The organism is Pseudomonas sp. GM60 (assembly GCF_000282415.1).
Lineage (GTDB): Bacteria > Pseudomonadota > Gammaproteobacteria > Pseudomonadales > Pseudomonadaceae > Aquipseudomonas > Aquipseudomonas migulae.
Window position 1 is genome coordinate 1 of the sequence record NZ_AKJI01000173.1, and the last position, 15,616, is coordinate 15,616.

A 15,616-nucleotide genomic window follows, 5' to 3' on the forward strand; every position below is an offset into this window, starting at 1 on the left:
CCCAGCTGAGCTAATCACCCTTCACTTTCGGTGTGGCGCGCATTCTACGGAGCGACCTCACCTCTGGCAAGCACTTTTTTAAATAATTTTTTCAGGCCTTCCAAAGGCTTAGAGAAGGGTTGGCCTATGGCGCCACGAAGAGAATAATGCCCCACTTTGCATAAAGGAGAGACTCGCCCCATGTGGTTCAAAAACCTGCTTATCTATCGCCTGACCCAAGATCTGCCTTTTGATGCCGAGGCGTTGGAAACTGCACTGGCCACCAAACTGGCGCGTTCATGTGCAAGCCAGGAGTTGACCACCTACGGTTTCGTCGCGCCTTTCGGCAAGGGCGAAGATGCACCACTGGTGCACGTCAGCGGCGACTTCCTGCTGATCTCCGCCCGTAAGGAAGAACGCATCCTGCCGGGCAGCGTCGTGCGTGACGCCGTTAAGGAAAAGGTCGAAGAGATCGAAGCCGAACAAATGCGCAAGGTCTACAAAAAGGAACGCGATCAGATCAAGGATGAAATCATCCAGGCCTTCCTGCCGCGTGCCTTTATCCGTCGTTCGTCGACCTTCGCTGCGATCGCGCCGAAACAGGGCCTGATTCTGGTCAACTCGGCGAGCCCGAAACGTGCCGAAGACCTGCTGTCGACCCTGCGTGAAGTGATCGGCACCCTGCCGGTACGTCCGCTGACTGTGAAAATGTCCCCGACCGCCACCATGACGGAATGGGTCACCACCCAGAAAGCCGCGGATGACTTCTTTGTGCTGGACGAGTGCGAGCTGCGCGACACCCACGAAGACGGCGGCATTGTGCGCTGCAAGCGTCAGGACCTGACCAGCGAAGAAATCCAGTTGCACCTGAGCACCGGCAAAGTGGTCACTCAGCTGTCGCTGGCCTGGCAGGACAAACTGTCCTTCGTCCTCGACGACAAGATGGTGGTCAAGCGCCTGAAGTTCGAAGACCTGCTGCAGGATCAGGCGGAACAGGACGGCGGCGAAGAAGCCCTCGGCCAGTTGGACGCCAGTTTCACCCTGATGATGCTGACTTTCGGCGACTTCCTCCCGGCGCTGGTTGAAGCGTTGGGCGGTGAAGAGACGCCGCAGGGAATCTAAAGCCTGGTGATCTTCCACTGTGGGAGCGGGCTTGCTCGCGAAAGCGGTTTTACATCCAACACATGTGTTGGCTGAAACACCGCTTTCGCGAGCAAGCCCGCTCCCACATTTGTTTTGCAGTGTTACTTAAAATAAGGATCAGGCCATGCGTGCACTGGCTGCATTGAGTCGCTTTGTCGGCAACACCTTCGCTTACTGGGTTCTGATTTTCGCCGTCGTGGCTTTCCTGCAACCGGCATGGTTCCTCGGCCTGAAAGGCGCGATCGTGCCGCTCCTGGGCCTGGTGATGTTCGGCATGGGCCTGACCCTCAAGCTCGAAGACTTCGCCGAAGTCGCTCGCCATCCGTGGCGTGTGGCGCTGGGCGTGGTTGCACATTTCGTGATCATGCCCGGTGTGGCGTGGTTGCTCTGCCAGGTGTTCCATCTGCCTCCGGAAATCGCCGTCGGAGTCATCCTGGTCGGTTGCTGCCCAAGCGGCACCTCATCAAACGTCATGACCTGGCTGGCCCGTGGCGACCTGGCGCTGTCGGTGGCCATCGCCGCCGTCACCACCCTCCTCGCTCCACTGCTGACGCCCGCGCTGATCTGGCTACTCGCCTCGGCCTGGTTGCCGGTATCCTTCATGGAATTGTTCTGGTCGATCCTGCAAGTGGTGCTGCTGCCGATCGTGCTCGGCGTGGTCGCTCAGCGCGTGCTCGGGGATCGGGTTCGCCACGCAGTGGACGTATTGCCGCTGGTTTCCGTTGTCAGCATCGTGATCATCGTCACGGCTGTCGTCGCGGCCAGCCAGGCGAAAATCGCCGAATCCGGCCTGCTGATCATGGCCGTGGTGATGCTGCACAACAGCTTTGGCTATCTGCTGGGGTACTTCACCGGACGGCTGTTCAAGTTGCCACTGGCCCAGCGTAAATCCCTGGCGTTGGAGGTCGGCATGCAAAACTCCGGTTTGGGCGCCGCGCTGGCCAGTGCGCATTTCTCGCCGCTGGCGGCGGTACCGAGCGCATTGTTCAGTGTGTGGCACAACATTTCCGGAGCGCTGCTCTCGACGTATTTCCGCCGGATGAGCGAGAAAGAAGACCGGGAAACCGCGGCTCGGCAAGTGACTGAGTAAGCGGAAAACTTGATCCCCGGGTTAATGATGGGCACCATACTGCGCAACGCGAGGACGACCTCGCGGCTCGATCGAGTCATTAATCTGGGGACGACCCCGTCAATCGATGGAGGTCTCTCATGTCCTGGATCATTCTGTTTTTCGCCGGCCTGTTCGAAGTGGGCTGGGCTGTCGGCCTGAAATACACCGACGGTTTCAGCCGTCCTCTCCCTACTGCGTTGACGATTGCCGCGATGGCCATCAGCCTTGGCCTGCTTGGGCTGGCGATGAAGGAATTGCCCCTGGGCACTGCCTATGCGATCTGGACCGGCGTGGGTGCCGTCGGCACGGTCATCGCCGGGATCATCCTGTTTGGTGAATCGATGGCGTTGTTCAGGCTGGCCAGCGTGACCTTGATCATTGCCGGGCTGATTGGACTGAAAGTCAGCGCCTGACGGCTTGCGGCCAATACGAAAAAGCCCGCGCCCTCTATCGATAGAGGGCGCGGGCTTTTTCAATGGTGAGTCCGACCGATCAGCTTTCGGCCAATGCCATGCGCCCACGCGCGACCGGAGCCTTTTCCACATGCTCAAGCTGGATGCACCGTTCCAGGAACAGGTACATGTAGTCGTAGCTTTTGCACACGGCCTCGCGCAATTGGGCCTGCAATGACTTGCTCGGGTTCAGCCCCGCCAGCGTGCAGATGATTTCCAGCGCTTCCCACGGATGGGCGTCATCGTACTGGGCATGCATCTTCAGCCACTTCATGGCTCGCTTGCGATCCTCTTCGGGGAACGATGCCGCGTAGACGCCATTGGAACAGACCAGCGCCGACCACTCGCCGGTCGCGCCTTCAATGGCGTAGTTGGTGGCAGCAATGGCAACGATCAGCGAGTCCGCCGAACTGGTGTGCCAGCACCAATGACTCAAGGCGTGAAGTTCAGGGGCCACCTTTTGCGCCTGCAGATCTTCCAGGCTGACACCGTGAGCACGGCTCCAGTGCACCCAGTAATCGGCATGGTTCAATTCCACACGAATGTTGCGCATCAACCATCGTCGCGCCATGTCCTCTCCGGGATGGCGGGCAAAACGGGTCTTGGTGAGGTTCTGTGCCATATATAACGCGAATTGCTCAACCACGGGCCAACCACCAATAAGGTAGTTGCGCATGGTCTTTGCGCTGAGTTTGTTATCTCGCATGCGCCTGTACAATTCGTGTTCGACAACCCGGCGTTTACTCTCGCTGCAGTCCTGGATCAGTTGCTGAGCCCAGGCGGGATAACTTGCAGCTTCCATGAGGGGTCCGGTTCGGTTGAATGTGTCGATCACTGTCGGGTTCCTTTTGATTGTGATTGTAAGGATCAGCAGGAGATTTCAACGGAACGTGCCAGGCGCCTTGAACAACAACGGCTGAGGCCTGGCAGGACGACTTTGTAAACTATCGCAGGTAAACAAATGCGGGCGCTCAATCACATACCCTTGAGCGTAATCCACCCCGATTTCCAGCAATGCCTGCTCAATCTGGGGTGTTTCAACAAACTCGGCAATCGTACGCTTACCCATTACATGGCCGATGTGATTGATCACTTCGACCATGGCGCGGTTAATCGGGTCGTCCAGCATATCCTTTACGAAACTCCCGTCGATCTTCAGGAAGTCTACAGGCAAATGTTTCAAGTAGGCGAATGAGGACATACCGGCGCAAAAGTCGTCCAACGAAAAGTGGCAACCTAAGCCTTTGAGTTCATTAATAAATCTAATTGCACTTCCAAGATTGGAAATAGCGCTGGTTTCAGTAATTTCAAAACAAATCATTTCAGGCGGTATGGAATAAGTAATGAACTGTTGACGCAGGAAGTCCAGGAACGCCTCATCTCCTATAGTTGTGCCTGACAGATTAATCGCACACATCGCCAACGGCCCTTTGTGTTTCTCCGATATACATTGGGCAATGATCTTGAAAACATTCTGTACAACCCAACGATCAAGCGAAGTCATCAGTCCATAACGTTCCGCCGCCGGAATAAAACTGTCGGGCAATATCATGCGCCCGGCTTCGTCATGCAGGCGCAACAGGATTTCGATATGCCCGCCGCCTGTTTCGACATGACCCAAGGCTGCGATTTCCTGGGCATACAGACAAAAGCGGTCCTCTTCCAGCGCCATGTGCAAGCGCTGCACCCAAGCCATTTCGCCAAAGCGCAGGGACAATTCCGAGTCATCGGCGTGATAGACCTGAACCCGGTTGCGGCCCTTTTCCTTGGCCATGTAACAGGCCATATCGGCGGCGCGCAGCGATGTTTCGAGGGTGGTCGGGTGCTGATTGATGTGTACCAGGCCGATGCTCACGGTGGTCACGAACGGCCGGCCTTTCCAGACGAAGTGCAGGTTCTGCACGGTCTGGCGCAGGCCCTCGGCGATTTTCTCCGCAGCTTCCGGCGCGCAACTCTCCAGCAGGATGCCAAATTCATCGCCGCCCAGGCGGGCCAAGGTATCGCCTTCGCGCAAGCCCGATTGCAGCAACGCGCAGATGTGCCGCAACAACTCGTCCCCCGCCGCGTGGCCGCAGGTGTCGTTGACCAGCTTGAACTGGTCCAGATCGAGAAACATCAAGGCATGACGCCCCGGATGTCGCGTCAGGTTGTGCAGCACCTGTTCCAGGCGATACTCGAATTCGCGGCGATTGGCCAGCCCGGTCAAGGCGTCATGGGTCGCCTGCCAGGACAAATTGGCAATGTATTGCCGCTCCTGAGTCATGTCGTGCAACACCAGCACGGTGCCGCTGACCTTGCCGGCATTGCGGATCGGCGCACCGACCAGCGTGACCGAAACCGTGCTGCCATCCAGCCGTTGAATCAATTTGGAGTGCTCGCTGCCACCGCTGAGCTGACCGCTCAGGATGTGCTCGATCAGCGTAAAGCCGTCGGTCTGGGCATTCTCGTCCAGCAGATTGAACAGCGCGGCCAAGGGCAAACCTGTCGCCTGCTCGGCCTTCCAGTGCGTCAACGCCTCGGCAGCAGGGTTCATGTAGGCAATCGCGCCGTCGACATTAGCGGTGATCACGGCATCGCCAATCGATTGCAGGGTGATCTGCGCGCGCTCCTTCTCCAACTGCAAGGCGTCGGCGAACGCATGGCGCTGCTTGAGCAATTTGTGCGTGCGCATCAGGGCCAGGACAATCAAGCCCAGGGCGGTGGCGAGGTTCGTCAACAGCAGCAGGCGCAGAATCACCCGCGAGCCTTCACCCAGGGCATCGCTGAAGGCTTTCGCTGCCGGCGTCACTTCATCGTTGATCGCAAAAATCTGATCTTTCCAGCGCTGGATATCGCCATTGGTGGCCTGACGGGAGGTGATGCGCTGATGCATTTCCCGAGCAACATTATCAAGGCGCAGCAGATACGCATCCCCTACCGTCCAGAGGTCGATGGCTTTCTCAAGGTAAGAGAAGTGGCGGAAATTGAGGTACAGCCAGATCAGGCTGGAGACGTCATCCGGATGGTTGCCCCCCTTGAGGATCGCCTGGCGTGCCGCTTCGATGTTCGGCGGCTGATGGTCCAGCGCCAAACGTAACTCGTGGCCCCCTTGAGGCACGGCGATGGCGTTCTGGTATTTGAGAAATATCGTCTCGTCGCGACTGTCCGCGTAGAGATTCAGGTAATAGATGGCGTCTTTCTGGCCCTTGGACCAGAGGCTTTCGCCGGCAACATAGCCGCGCACCGCCGACAAAACATACAGGCTGAAACCGCCCAACAGCGCCTGAAATAGCACGACAGCGATAAATGGCCAGACGATGCCCAGCAACCGTGGCGTTCCGAGAGTCCGCGTTTGATTCATGAGGTCCCTTGTTTTAGCACTGCCAGATCATCATCCAACGTGATCGCTACAGCTAGACTAGGGTGCGTTCTCGATCCCGGCAAGCGAGAAGCCCTTTCTATGGGCAAGTGCAGGTAAATAACGGTTTTCAGTGAGAGGCGGACACACCGCGCGACACAGTTCCTGGAGCAAAACCGCCGTCACCTAACTATGTACCGCTCTCTCCTGTTTGTTTTCGCTTGAAATCGGCCAACGACGCCATCGCACCAGAGCGATGCGCAGATCAACCGATAATCAAGAGAAGCAATTACATGCAATCGAACACTTCAAACCCATCCTCCCCCTCCGAGGCTGAGTTACATGCAGGCCAACTGGAGGATTACGAACTTCTGCTCGCGACCTTGCGCGAAACACCGGTAAATATTCTATGGCCCGTTTTGCCACTAAAACCTTATTCACCACTCACCAAGGTGAGCGCTGATGGATTAAAAGCGTTGTGGCAAGTGCTGCGCGATCGGGATTACATCGATATGTGCACAAGGCTTGAATTAAAGCACGGTGATCTATTCGTCGAGTTCAAGGAGGGCAAGTATGTCTACCAGGCCTAGAAAAACACAGGATATAAAGTCACGCTGGAATTGACGGAACACGCCAAATGGCAGCCGCTGAAACTGCGAATTGAGCAAGCAGCAGCATTGCTGGGCGGTGTGTTGAATTCAAACCGCACCATTGGCTTCGACAGGATGTGTGTCTTTTACGGTATTGCACTGACATCCAGAGACCCGCAACAAGTTCAGGCCACGATAAAAGTCATTCAGGACAGGATCGCCAGCCATCGTTTGAAACTGGAGGACGAGTTTGAAGCCCTTGATCTGAAGCCCCTTCCAACAGAAAAGGATCTGGAAACGTTCGCGACTATCCAACAAGCATCTCCTGACGCTCCAGTCGATACGCAGTTACTCCATGGCGTCCAGACTCGCGCTGGAATAGTCGATGCGGTTAATCAATTTCTGCCAGAGAGCGTTAATTCACCGCTGACTTACTTTGCCAAGGACATTCTTCCTACTGCAACGATTGAACAAGTTCGCGCGACGCCGAGTGTGTACCTCGAAAAAATCCTGCAGAGCGCGGAAGCTCAAAGACTGGGAAACACCTTACTGACGACAATGGATTGGTACGGCGGAAAAACCGGTGAAGAGACGTCGCCTTACATCCGCACCAGACTGATAGCCAACGCGCTGCAACATTGGCTTTGTGCACAGACCCTGGACTCCAGTGATCTGATCGCCGGGTACGACTGGCGAAGTCGCTCGAATTGGGGAAAGAGCTATCAGGCTATCCGAGAAACATTTGAAGCCCATTTACTCACGTCAAAACTGGCCGCGTCAGACAAAGAGGCCGTGGTCATTGCACGATTATTTTTGTCCCGATTCCCGTTCGAGTTCCGTGTCCGTGACATTCCGGCAGATCTCGCTTACCGGAGCACGGCTGTCTGGGTCAATTTCCTCAACGGGGTCAATTTCGTCAAAGCCATCGCCCCCGAACTGCTGGACCGACTGAGCTTCCAGCAGTTGGTCAACTTGCCCATGCAGCGCGCCGAAGTGGCAACCACGGAAGAATTGAACCTTCTCAGTCTCACCAGGCTGCTTCCGACCCTGGATTGGGCTGTCACCCAGGGTTTCGTTTCGCAAAAAGACCTCAAGGACTACACGCAAGCCGACATCGAACGGGCCTGCTCCGAACTGGAAAAACACTCGAAAGAGGTCAATCAAGCGGTTATCCGAATCAATGAAGAGCCACCCAAACGGCTGGCCATCGCCAAAGCTGAAATACAAACACTGTTCGGAAGCGAAGCCTTCAATACCGACGGACGCAAACTGGCCAGGTATGACGAGTTGGCTTCGATCGGCTTTCGCGACACACCGCCACTCAGGGGTAAGGAATACAAGTATTACTCGTTCACCGATGTGTTGGCGTCCGCCATGTTCGACGATCAGAAAATATGGTTTGTGACTGAGGCTGACGGCAAAACCTTGAGCACACAATGGATCAGGATGGACAAGGACCGGTACTTGAAAGCTGACAAGCCATGGCCGGTTCCCGGTAATGGATTTGAAGGCCGTCAAAAAGTCCTGTCACCGTTTACCAAAATTCCCGATGTCCCTGCGCTGTTTGACGATGCGTTCAAGCGGCATCTGGAAACGATCACGACGGCCTACCAGACATTGATCAGAACGCTGTTAACCTCACTCCCCTATGCCGACCGACTGGCTCTGGAGTTGGGCGAAGTCAAAATTTACAGCCTGCGCAAAGAAACCCGCAAAATCGCCGCCAAGGACGAAACGCCCGAAATTACGTTGCCGCTCAGAGCACGCAACGGCGTGATACTGCAAGCGACCCAAACAAATGAGCCCACCGGGGACGAAGCCGCCGTTTCCGTCAGCACTTTTTACGAGCTTCTCCCGAAAGCCGGGGTGATACGTCGCCTCGAAAATTTTGATGCGACGTTGTTGATTCCCCGGATCGGGGCGATGGCAACCACCTCCAATGGGGCCTATGTCGATGTCATCCGCGACAGACATTTACCCTTCGACTGGGACGCGCATTCGAATGGCACCCTGCCCAAGGCAACGGCCTTCTGCGAGGCAATCATCGATCAGCTGCCGCCAGCGTTCAGCGCAAGTTCCGAGATCACGGAGCATCATCAACGCGCCCCATTGACCCTGTCGTCCAGCCGCTCACTGGCGATCAGCCGACACATTGCGACCGAACTCCTGTTTATTGACCCGCAAGAGTTGCGCACCTTTGCGAAGGGTCAGACCAGGTTTGAACTCGAAGAAGCTCAACGTAGAAAAATATTCAAGATCGCCAAGTTGTTTGTACCGTTCTGGGGCCCTGTCGAAGACGTGATGTCAGGCGATAAGAATCGCATCGCCCTGGGAATAGTCGGCCTGTTTTTCGATGTAATTTCGTTCGTGATCCCCATTGGCAAATTCGCCACGGGTTCGATCAGACTGATCAGTAACGCGGGCCAACTGGCCACACGCGCAACGCTCCCTTCATTTTCAACGCTGACAAAAACGCTGCTGGTATCGACGCTGCGAGCGTTGAATCCGCTTGAGATTATTCCCGCGCTGCTCAAAGGCTTGGGCAAATCGGTGCGATACATTTATAAAACCGTCACGTCCGAATTTAACGAACTCGTGGGGAAAATCCGCTACTACGAGTACGTGCGCAGTTTGCCTCAGTTGAGTGATGCCGGACGCTGGAAGCCTGCAACGCTGGGAGATCAGCTAGCCAGCATCAAAGGCATAGATGATGTGCCAATTCGCAACATCGGCGCCTCTGGCAAGACCGACTTGCGCCTGGTCGATCCATTGCCCTCCAAGCCCTATGGCCCGTCGTTGACCACCCGCGCCAGTGACTTCTCGCCCGGGCAATCGCACTACAGCATCCTGGAAAGCCGTAGCCAGCAATCGGTTGTGGAGCTAGCCAAGACACGCCACGTACGCGAAGTGCTTGAAGTGGACGGCCGAACCACGCTGTTCATCGATGGCGTGCCGTACCGGCTGGAGGGTGACACGCTACGCCGTGCAGACTTGATTGACGCGAGTGATTCGCTGAAGGCGATCCCTTGCCGACCGCGACGCGCCCCGGGAGCAGACGTCTGCACGACCCGCTATGTGACGCGAGACCCGGCCCCGACACCCGCAGTCGGCACGTTCAATGAAACCAAGGGATGGGCCACCTGGTTTGGTGACAGCATTTATACACCAGGTGCTGCCGGTGCCCCCCTGACAAAGGTTTCATTGACCACTCACGCAACACTCGACGCGACGATGGAGTTCCGCAAAGGCATTTACGGTCGGATCAAAGTCAGCGTCACGGAAAAGGGTGTGACCGATACCTTCCACTCCGGAGCCGTCATCGCGGACTCTGTCGACGGATCGAAACAGTATGTTTTCACACGTCTTGATGCGGGGGATTTTTACGTTGCCGAACTGGCAAAAGGGCAAAGCCTGCGTAACGCACTGGCCTTCAAGCAAGCGTCAACTTTGCCCGCCGAACTGCGGCGCGAGTTGATGGTGGTGTACACCGGCTCGTTGAATGCCAACAACATGGCGAGGATTTACGGTGTGACTCTCGTTGAGCGCGCCATGAGAGCGATGGACAACATCGCCATACCTATCGGCGGCCATGCCAATCCGCCCGATACACTCAGTCTGATCAAGGTCGATACCAGCCCCGGCGAGGCTGTGCTGTTCGATCACTCGACCCGAATGATCGTCAGGCACTCCACCGATGGCGCAACGACCTGGTCCGCGTCCAGGAATGCTCCGGAAAGTGTCCGTAAAACGACAGCGCAAGTCATCAATACACTGTTCCAGAGAACCGTCATCACCCTGGAATCGTCGGTTCGGGGTGGGCCCAAGGCGTTGAAAATCGATGGCGTCATGTTGGAGTTACAGCAACGCATCAGCAACATTCATAAGAGTGAATTGGGCAAGCTGCGCAATGTTGCATTCGCGGAAATCAAGACAAGACAGGGCATTCGGGAGGTTTATGTCAGCGTTTCCGGCAGACAGGGTGACACTGCTTACCTGCCATTGTTTGAGAGAAACAGAGGCTCGAAAGAGGTGATCGACGAAGGTACGAGTTACTTCAACATCGATCACGGCGCCAGCTTCCCGCAGACATCGCTGAACGTCTCCGCTTCTGGCAAGTTGCGAGCGATTCCGCACACGATCGACAACATCGAGACGTATACGCCCGCACTCACCCAACGCCCTACTTCACTGGACACCGAGAGCAAACTCATCAGCGTCATACGCCAGAAATATCCGGACTCTCAGGAGCTTGAGTCCATCACGATAGCCACGACCATGGCGCCTTGCGATTCGTGTTCAATCGTCATGAAGCAATTCGGTTATGACGGCAATCCCGAGGCGTTGAACGTGATCTGGAAGTAGCCGTGCGGCACTGATCAGTGCTGCTGCAAATGCCCGTACAGCTTGGCGTACAAACCACCCTCGGCAATCAATTGCTGATGGTCGCCATCCTCGGCAATTTGCCCGCCGTCGAATACCAGCACCCGGTCGGCCTGCTTCACGGCGGACAACCGGTGCGCAATGATCAGCGTGGTGCGGTGGCTCAGGAACCGCGCCAGTGCCTGGTGCAGGTTGTATTCGGTGGCGGCATCCAGCGCTGAAGTGGCCTCGTCGAGGATCACCACTTTTGGTTCGGCCAGCACCATCCGAGCAATCGCCAGGCGTTGGCGCTGACCGCCGGACAAGCGCACGCCGGAACGTCCGACAATGCTATCCAGGCCGTTGGGCAGTTCCCGAACCGTGTTGTGCAGCTGCGCAATTTCCAGCGCCTGCCAGCAGGCCTCGTCGCTGCGCTCGCGCCCCATGGTCAGGTTGGCGCGGATGGTGTCGTTGAACAGCGCCGGATGCTGCAGGACCACCGCTACGTTTTCACGCACCGTTTCCAGGCCGATGTCCTGCTGGGTCGAACCGCCGAAGCGGATCGTCCCGGCCAGTGGCGTGTACAGGCCTAGCAACAATTGCACCAACGTACTTTTGCCGCCGCCGCTGGCGCCGACAATCGCGACCTTTTCACCGGGAGCGATGGACAGGTTCATCTGGTTCAACACCAGTTCGTCGCCGTAACCGAAACTCAATCCCTGGACTTCGATACCCACGGTTTCGCGACCGTTGAACGGGTCGACCCCACCCGGGTACTCAGGCTCATCGGCCCTTGCCAACAACTCATTGATTCGCGACAGCGCACCACCGGCGGCGTAGTAGGCGTATTGCAGATTCAGCAGTTGTTCCACCGGACCGATCATGAACCACAGGTAGCTGAACACCGCGAGCATCTGGCCAATGGACAAGTCGGAAAACAACACGGTGAGCATCGCCGCGGCGCGGAAAATATCGATGCCGAACTGGAACAGCAAACCGCTGGCCCGGTTCGAGGCATCGGTTTTCCACTGGGAGTTCACCGCGTAATCGCGCACCTCCCGCGCACGTTGGCCGAGACGCCCGAGGAAGAAGCCCTGACGGTTGCCGGCGCGCACTTCCTGAATGGCATCGAGGGTTTCGGTCAACGCTTGAGTGAAGCGCGAGGTGCTGTCGTTCTCGAGTTTCTTCAGGTGCTTGACCCGCTTGCCCAGCAGCACCGTGGCATAGATCACCAGCGGGTTGAACAGCATGATCAGCAGCGCCAGCTTCCAGTGCATCCAGATCAGGATGCTCGCGGTGCCGATCAAGGTCAGCATGGCCACGAGGAACCGGCTGAGGGTTTCGCCGACGAATTTGTCCACCGTGTCCAGGTCGGTAACCAGGTGCGTGGTCACCGTGCCGCTGCCCAGGCTTTCGTACTCGCCCAACGAGATGCGCTTGAGGCGCTCGATCAGCCGCAGGCGGATGCGGTACACGATGTCTTTGGCCAGTGCCGCGAACAACTTGGCCTGCACCACGTTGAACAGCAAGGCACCGCAGCGCAGCAACAAGGTCACCAGCAGCATCAGGCCGATGTACCCCGCCGCTTTCTGCCAGCCTTCGGGCAGTGCGTGGTTCATGACTTTCAGCGCCGCGTCGCCATGGCCCAGCAGCACTTCGTCCACCAGCAAGGGCAAGAGCAAAGGAATCGGCACGCTGCACAACGTCGCCAGCACGGCCACGCCGTTGGCGATCCACAGGGATTTCTTGTGATGCAGGGCCAGGCGGCGGATTTCCGCCCAGCTCAGACGGTCGACACGTGCAGCGGTTGGGACGTCGTCGGGCAGATCATGCACAGGCAGCGCGCTCCAGCCAGCGGCCGAGCAGCGGTGACAGTACGCTGAGAGGCTGATAGCCATTGGTCAACAACGCCAACTGACCATCACGCTCTGCCAGCAAGGTGGGGAAACCGGCGATGCCGAGGTCCTGCACCCAAGTGAAATCGGCCGCAGTCGCGGCATGTTGATCGGCGCGGTCGAACGCGGCAGCGAATTCGATGCGCGGCAAACCGGCTTGCTCCGCCAGTTCCACCAGCACACTGGCGTGGGTGACATCGCGCCCTTCTGCGTAAAACGCATGCTGGATCAGACCGAGCAGTTTCCACGCGCAATCCGGCGCCAGGCTGCGCGCCGTCACCAACGCCCGACAGGCCGGCTCGGTGTCGTACACAAAGCCGTCGGGCAATGCACCTTCGATTTTGAACGGTTGACCGGTGGCCTCGGTGACCGCCTGCCAATGTTCAAGAATGTAGCGCCGGGTGGTCGGCTCCAGCGCCGAACCACTGCCGGTGCGCAAGCCGCCCACAATCAAATGCACGTCCACACCCGCCGCCTGCGCCTGCTCGACCAACGCATTGGCCACCGGCGCAAAGCCCCAGCACCAGGAACACATCGGGTCCATCACATAGAGCAGGCGGCGTGCAGACATGGTTCAAGCCTCGGAAGGGGTTTGCTTGTAGTTGTAGCCGATCGGGTGCGGCATGTTGCGAGCCTTGGCCAGTTCGATCTGCTTCTGCCGATCGATGGCACTGCGACGGGTCTTCTCGCTCAGCTTATCCCAGCAATGCGGGCAGCTGATGCCGGCCACATAGTGCTCGGACGCGCGGTCTTCAACACTAACCGGTGTACGACAGGCGTGACATTGATCGTAGTCACCTTCACTGAGGTCATGACGAACGGTCACGCGGTTATCGAACACGAAGCAGTCGCCCTGCCATTTGGTTTCTTCCTGCGGCACCTCTTCGAGGTACTTCAGAATGCCGCCCTTGAGGTGATAAACCTCATCAAAACCCTGGCTGAGCATGTAGCTCGAAGCCTTTTCACAACGAATGCCGCCGGTGCAGAACATCGCGACTTTCTTATGCACGGCCGGGTCGAAGTTGGCTTTGATGTAGTCGGGGAATTCGCGAAAACTGGTGGTTTTCGGATCGATGGCGCCTTCGAAGGTGCCGATCGAGACTTCGTAATCGTTGCGAGTGTCGATCAACAGTACTTCCGGATCGCTGATCAGCGCGTTCCAGTTCTCTGGATCAACGTAGGTGCCGACCTTTTTGTTCGGGTCCACGCCTTCGACGCCGAGGGTGACGATTTCTTTCTTGAGTTTGACTTTGGTGCGATAGAACGGCTGATCGTCGCAGTACGACTCTTTGTGGTCGATGTCGTCCATGCGTGGGTCGTTCTTGAGCCAGGCCATCAGCCCGTCGATGCCTTCGCGGCTGCCGGACACGGTGCCGTTGATGCCTTCTTCGGCGATCAGCAGCGTGCCTTTGATGCCGTTGTCGACCATGGCCTGCAGCAGGGGCTCGCGCAGGTCGACGTAGTTTTCCAGGGTGACGAACTTATACAGTGCCGCCACGACAATCTGTTGTGTCATGGGTGATTCTCCAGGTGGCTACCCTCGTAAGGGGTGAACCGGATGCGAAAAAAAACGCGCCGGGTAAGCGGCGCGTTGCGGATTCTAGCAAAAATTGTGGGAGCCGGCTTAATGTCGACTAGCCACACCTCTCTGTAGGAGCCGGCTTGCTGGCGATAGCGTCCGATCAGTCAGCAAAGATGTCGACTGATCCACCGTCATCGCCAGCAAGCCGGCTCCTACAAAGGGCAGCGCCGAAGATGGCGCATTTGTTTAGTGCGAGCCGCCAGCACAGGTCGGCGAGGCCGGAGCCGTGTCGATCTGTGCCCATTCCTCAGGCGTGTAGGTATGCAGCGCCAACGCATGGAACTCGCCCATCAGCTCGCCGAGCGTGCCGTAGACTTTCTGGTGACGCTTGACGCGGTTGAGCCCTTCGAACTGCTGGCTGACCACCACGGCCTTGTAATGGGTCTGCAACCCACGACTGTGCATATGGCTTTCATCCAGCACTTGCAGGTGCTCGGGCTGTAACAGGCCCAGCGTCGATTCGATGCGTTGTTGCATGGTCATACCGAACTCCGCTTAAGGCTTTTTCTTGGCAGCAGGTGCAGCGGCGTTAGCCTTAGGGTCCAGCTCGTTGGTCATGTCAGCCAACAGCTTGTTGACCACTGGCACGGCGCTTTCGAGCTTGGCCTGGGTCATCTGGGCCGATTGCTGGGTCAGCTGCGGCATTTTTTCCAGGACTTTCTTGCCCAGTGGCGACTGGTAGAACGCGACCAGGTCTTTCAGCTCGGATTCACTGAAGTTGGAGGTGTACAGCTTGACCATGTCCGGCTTCAGCTTGTTCCAGCCAATGGCTTGGTCCAGAGCGGCGTTGGCTTTGGCCTGGTAGGTTTCCAGCAAGGCTTTTTTCGATTCAGGGGCTTTGGTCTGTTCAAAGCGCTGAGCGAACATTTGCTGCACTTGCATGTACACCGGAGTGCCCAATTTGTCAGCGTGCGCCAGGGTCAGGAAAGCTTCGGCACTGGCGTTATGGCTGGCGGTATCGGCAAAAACAGGGCCGCTGGCGCAAACCAGTGCAACCGCGGTACAGATGGCACGAAGACGAGTCATCGAGTTTCCTTTTCTAGCAGGCGAGGTAAAACCCCAAGGGCGTCCATTCTGCGCCTAAAAAAGTGTGTCGCTCAACCCCAAGCCTTGTCGTGCCTGAATTAGAGGGGTTGAATGGTCAAAATACTGACCGATGGAACCACGG

At 57.2% G+C, this 15,616-nt stretch carries 12 protein-coding genes; 5 read left to right on the forward strand and 7 right to left on the reverse strand.

All coding sequences use genetic code 11. From position 1 onward, the window contains the following. The first annotated feature begins 180 nt into the window (after positions 1-180). From rdgC to sugE, 3 genes are all read left to right on the forward strand, one after another. A complete protein-coding gene (gene rdgC / locus PMI32_RS00445; protein WP_008035659.1) occupies positions 181-1,101 on the forward strand; it encodes a recombination-associated protein RdgC in 921 nt (306 codons plus the stop codon). A 145-nt stretch (positions 1,102-1,246) separates the two neighbouring features. After that, positions 1,247-2,212 carry a bile acid:sodium symporter family protein gene (locus PMI32_RS00440; RefSeq protein ID WP_008035661.1) on the forward strand — a complete coding sequence of 322 codons (966 nt, stop codon included), beginning with the start codon at positions 1,247-1,249 and terminating at the stop codon, positions 2,210-2,212. Positions 2,213-2,331: 119 nt separating this feature from the next. Continuing rightward, positions 2,332-2,646, forward strand: a complete 315-nt coding sequence (sugE, locus tag PMI32_RS00435; protein WP_008035664.1) for a quaternary ammonium compound efflux SMR transporter SugE — start codon at positions 2,332-2,334, stop codon at positions 2,644-2,646. A gap of 79 nt (positions 2,647-2,725) precedes the next feature. Here sugE and PMI32_RS00430 read toward each other — a convergent pair whose 3' ends face one another. Further along, positions 2,726-3,487 (reverse strand): iron-containing redox enzyme family protein, encoded by a 762-nt coding sequence (locus PMI32_RS00430; RefSeq protein WP_008035666.1) that lies wholly within the window; start codon positions 3,485-3,487, stop codon positions 2,726-2,728. Positions 3,488-3,565: 78 nt separating this feature from the next. Then, positions 3,566-6,025 carry an EAL domain-containing protein gene (locus PMI32_RS00425; protein ID WP_008035669.1) on the reverse strand — a complete coding sequence of 820 codons (2,460 nt, stop codon included), beginning with the start codon at positions 6,023-6,025 and terminating at the stop codon, positions 3,566-3,568. 290 nt (positions 6,026-6,315) lie between these two features. Here PMI32_RS00425 and PMI32_RS30850 point away from each other — a divergent pair, with 290 nt between their 5' ends. Both PMI32_RS30850 and PMI32_RS00415 read left to right on the forward strand, forming a co-directional pair. Next, positions 6,316-6,612, forward strand: coding sequence for a hypothetical protein (locus tag PMI32_RS30850; protein WP_008035671.1), 297 nt, complete (start codon positions 6,316-6,318; stop codon positions 6,610-6,612). A gap of 30 nt (positions 6,613-6,642) precedes the next feature. Then, on the forward strand, positions 6,643-10,974 hold the full coding sequence (locus tag PMI32_RS00415; protein ID WP_238541051.1) for a deaminase domain-containing protein: 4,332 nt from the start codon (positions 6,643-6,645) through the stop codon (positions 10,972-10,974). Between the two features lie 14 nt (positions 10,975-10,988). Here the strand turns inward: PMI32_RS00415 and PMI32_RS00410 are convergent, their stop codons facing one another. The 5 genes from PMI32_RS00410 to PMI32_RS00390 all read right to left on the reverse strand — a co-directional run bounded on the left by PMI32_RS00410 (position 10,989) and on the right by PMI32_RS00390 (position 15,474). Further along, positions 10,989-12,806 carry an ABC transporter ATP-binding protein gene (locus PMI32_RS00410; RefSeq protein WP_008035677.1) on the reverse strand — a complete coding sequence of 606 codons (1,818 nt, stop codon included), beginning with the start codon at positions 12,804-12,806 and terminating at the stop codon, positions 10,989-10,991. Beyond that, entirely contained in the window at positions 12,799-13,437 is a 639-nt protein-coding gene (locus PMI32_RS00405; RefSeq protein WP_008035678.1) for a DsbA family protein, read from the reverse strand. The genes PMI32_RS00410 and PMI32_RS00405 overlap by 8 nt, the downstream gene beginning before the upstream one ends. 3 nt (positions 13,438-13,440) lie before the next feature. Then, on the reverse strand, positions 13,441-14,382 hold the full coding sequence (gene trhO / locus PMI32_RS00400; RefSeq protein ID WP_008035679.1) for an oxygen-dependent tRNA uridine(34) hydroxylase TrhO: 942 nt from the start codon (positions 14,380-14,382) through the stop codon (positions 13,441-13,443). A 252-nt stretch (positions 14,383-14,634) separates the two neighbouring features. Then, entirely contained in the window at positions 14,635-14,931 is a 297-nt protein-coding gene (locus PMI32_RS00395) for a BolA family protein (protein ID WP_008035680.1), read from the reverse strand. A 12-nt stretch (positions 14,932-14,943) separates the two neighbouring features. After that, the gene (locus PMI32_RS00390; RefSeq protein WP_008035681.1) at positions 14,944-15,474 is read right to left on the reverse strand and encodes a DUF2059 domain-containing protein; all 531 of its coding nucleotides are present in this window, start codon (positions 15,472-15,474) and stop codon (positions 14,944-14,946) included. Positions 15,475-15,616: the final 142 nt, after the last annotated feature.

Excerpts from the sequence above, each read along its gene's own strand:
- rdgC (WP_008035659.1), top strand. The coding sequence starts at position 181 with ATGTGGTTCAAAAACCTGCTTATCTATCGCCTGACCCAAGATCTGCCT.
- PMI32_RS00440 (WP_008035661.1), top strand. The coding sequence starts at position 1,247 with ATGCGTGCACTGGCTGCATTGAGTCGCTTTGTCGGCAACACCTTCGCT.
- sugE (WP_008035664.1), top strand. The coding sequence starts at position 2,332 with ATGTCCTGGATCATTCTGTTTTTCGCCGGCCTGTTCGAAGTGGGCTGG.
- PMI32_RS00430 (WP_008035666.1), bottom strand. The coding sequence starts at position 3,487 with ATGGAAGCTGCAAGTTATCCCGCCTGGGCTCAGCAACTGATCCAGGAC.
- PMI32_RS00425 (WP_008035669.1), bottom strand. The coding sequence starts at position 6,025 with ATGAATCAAACGCGGACTCTCGGAACGCCACGGTTGCTGGGCATCGTC.
- PMI32_RS30850 (WP_008035671.1), top strand. The coding sequence starts at position 6,316 with ATGCAATCGAACACTTCAAACCCATCCTCCCCCTCCGAGGCTGAGTTA.
- PMI32_RS00405 (WP_008035678.1), bottom strand. The coding sequence starts at position 13,437 with ATGTCTGCACGCCGCCTGCTCTATGTGATGGACCCGATGTGTTCCTGG.
- trhO (WP_008035679.1), bottom strand. The coding sequence starts at position 14,382 with ATGACACAACAGATTGTCGTGGCGGCACTGTATAAGTTCGTCACCCTG.
- PMI32_RS00395 (WP_008035680.1), bottom strand. The coding sequence starts at position 14,931 with ATGACCATGCAACAACGCATCGAATCGACGCTGGGCCTGTTACAGCCC.
- PMI32_RS00390 (WP_008035681.1), bottom strand. The coding sequence starts at position 15,474 with ATGACTCGTCTTCGTGCCATCTGTACCGCGGTTGCACTGGTTTGCGCC.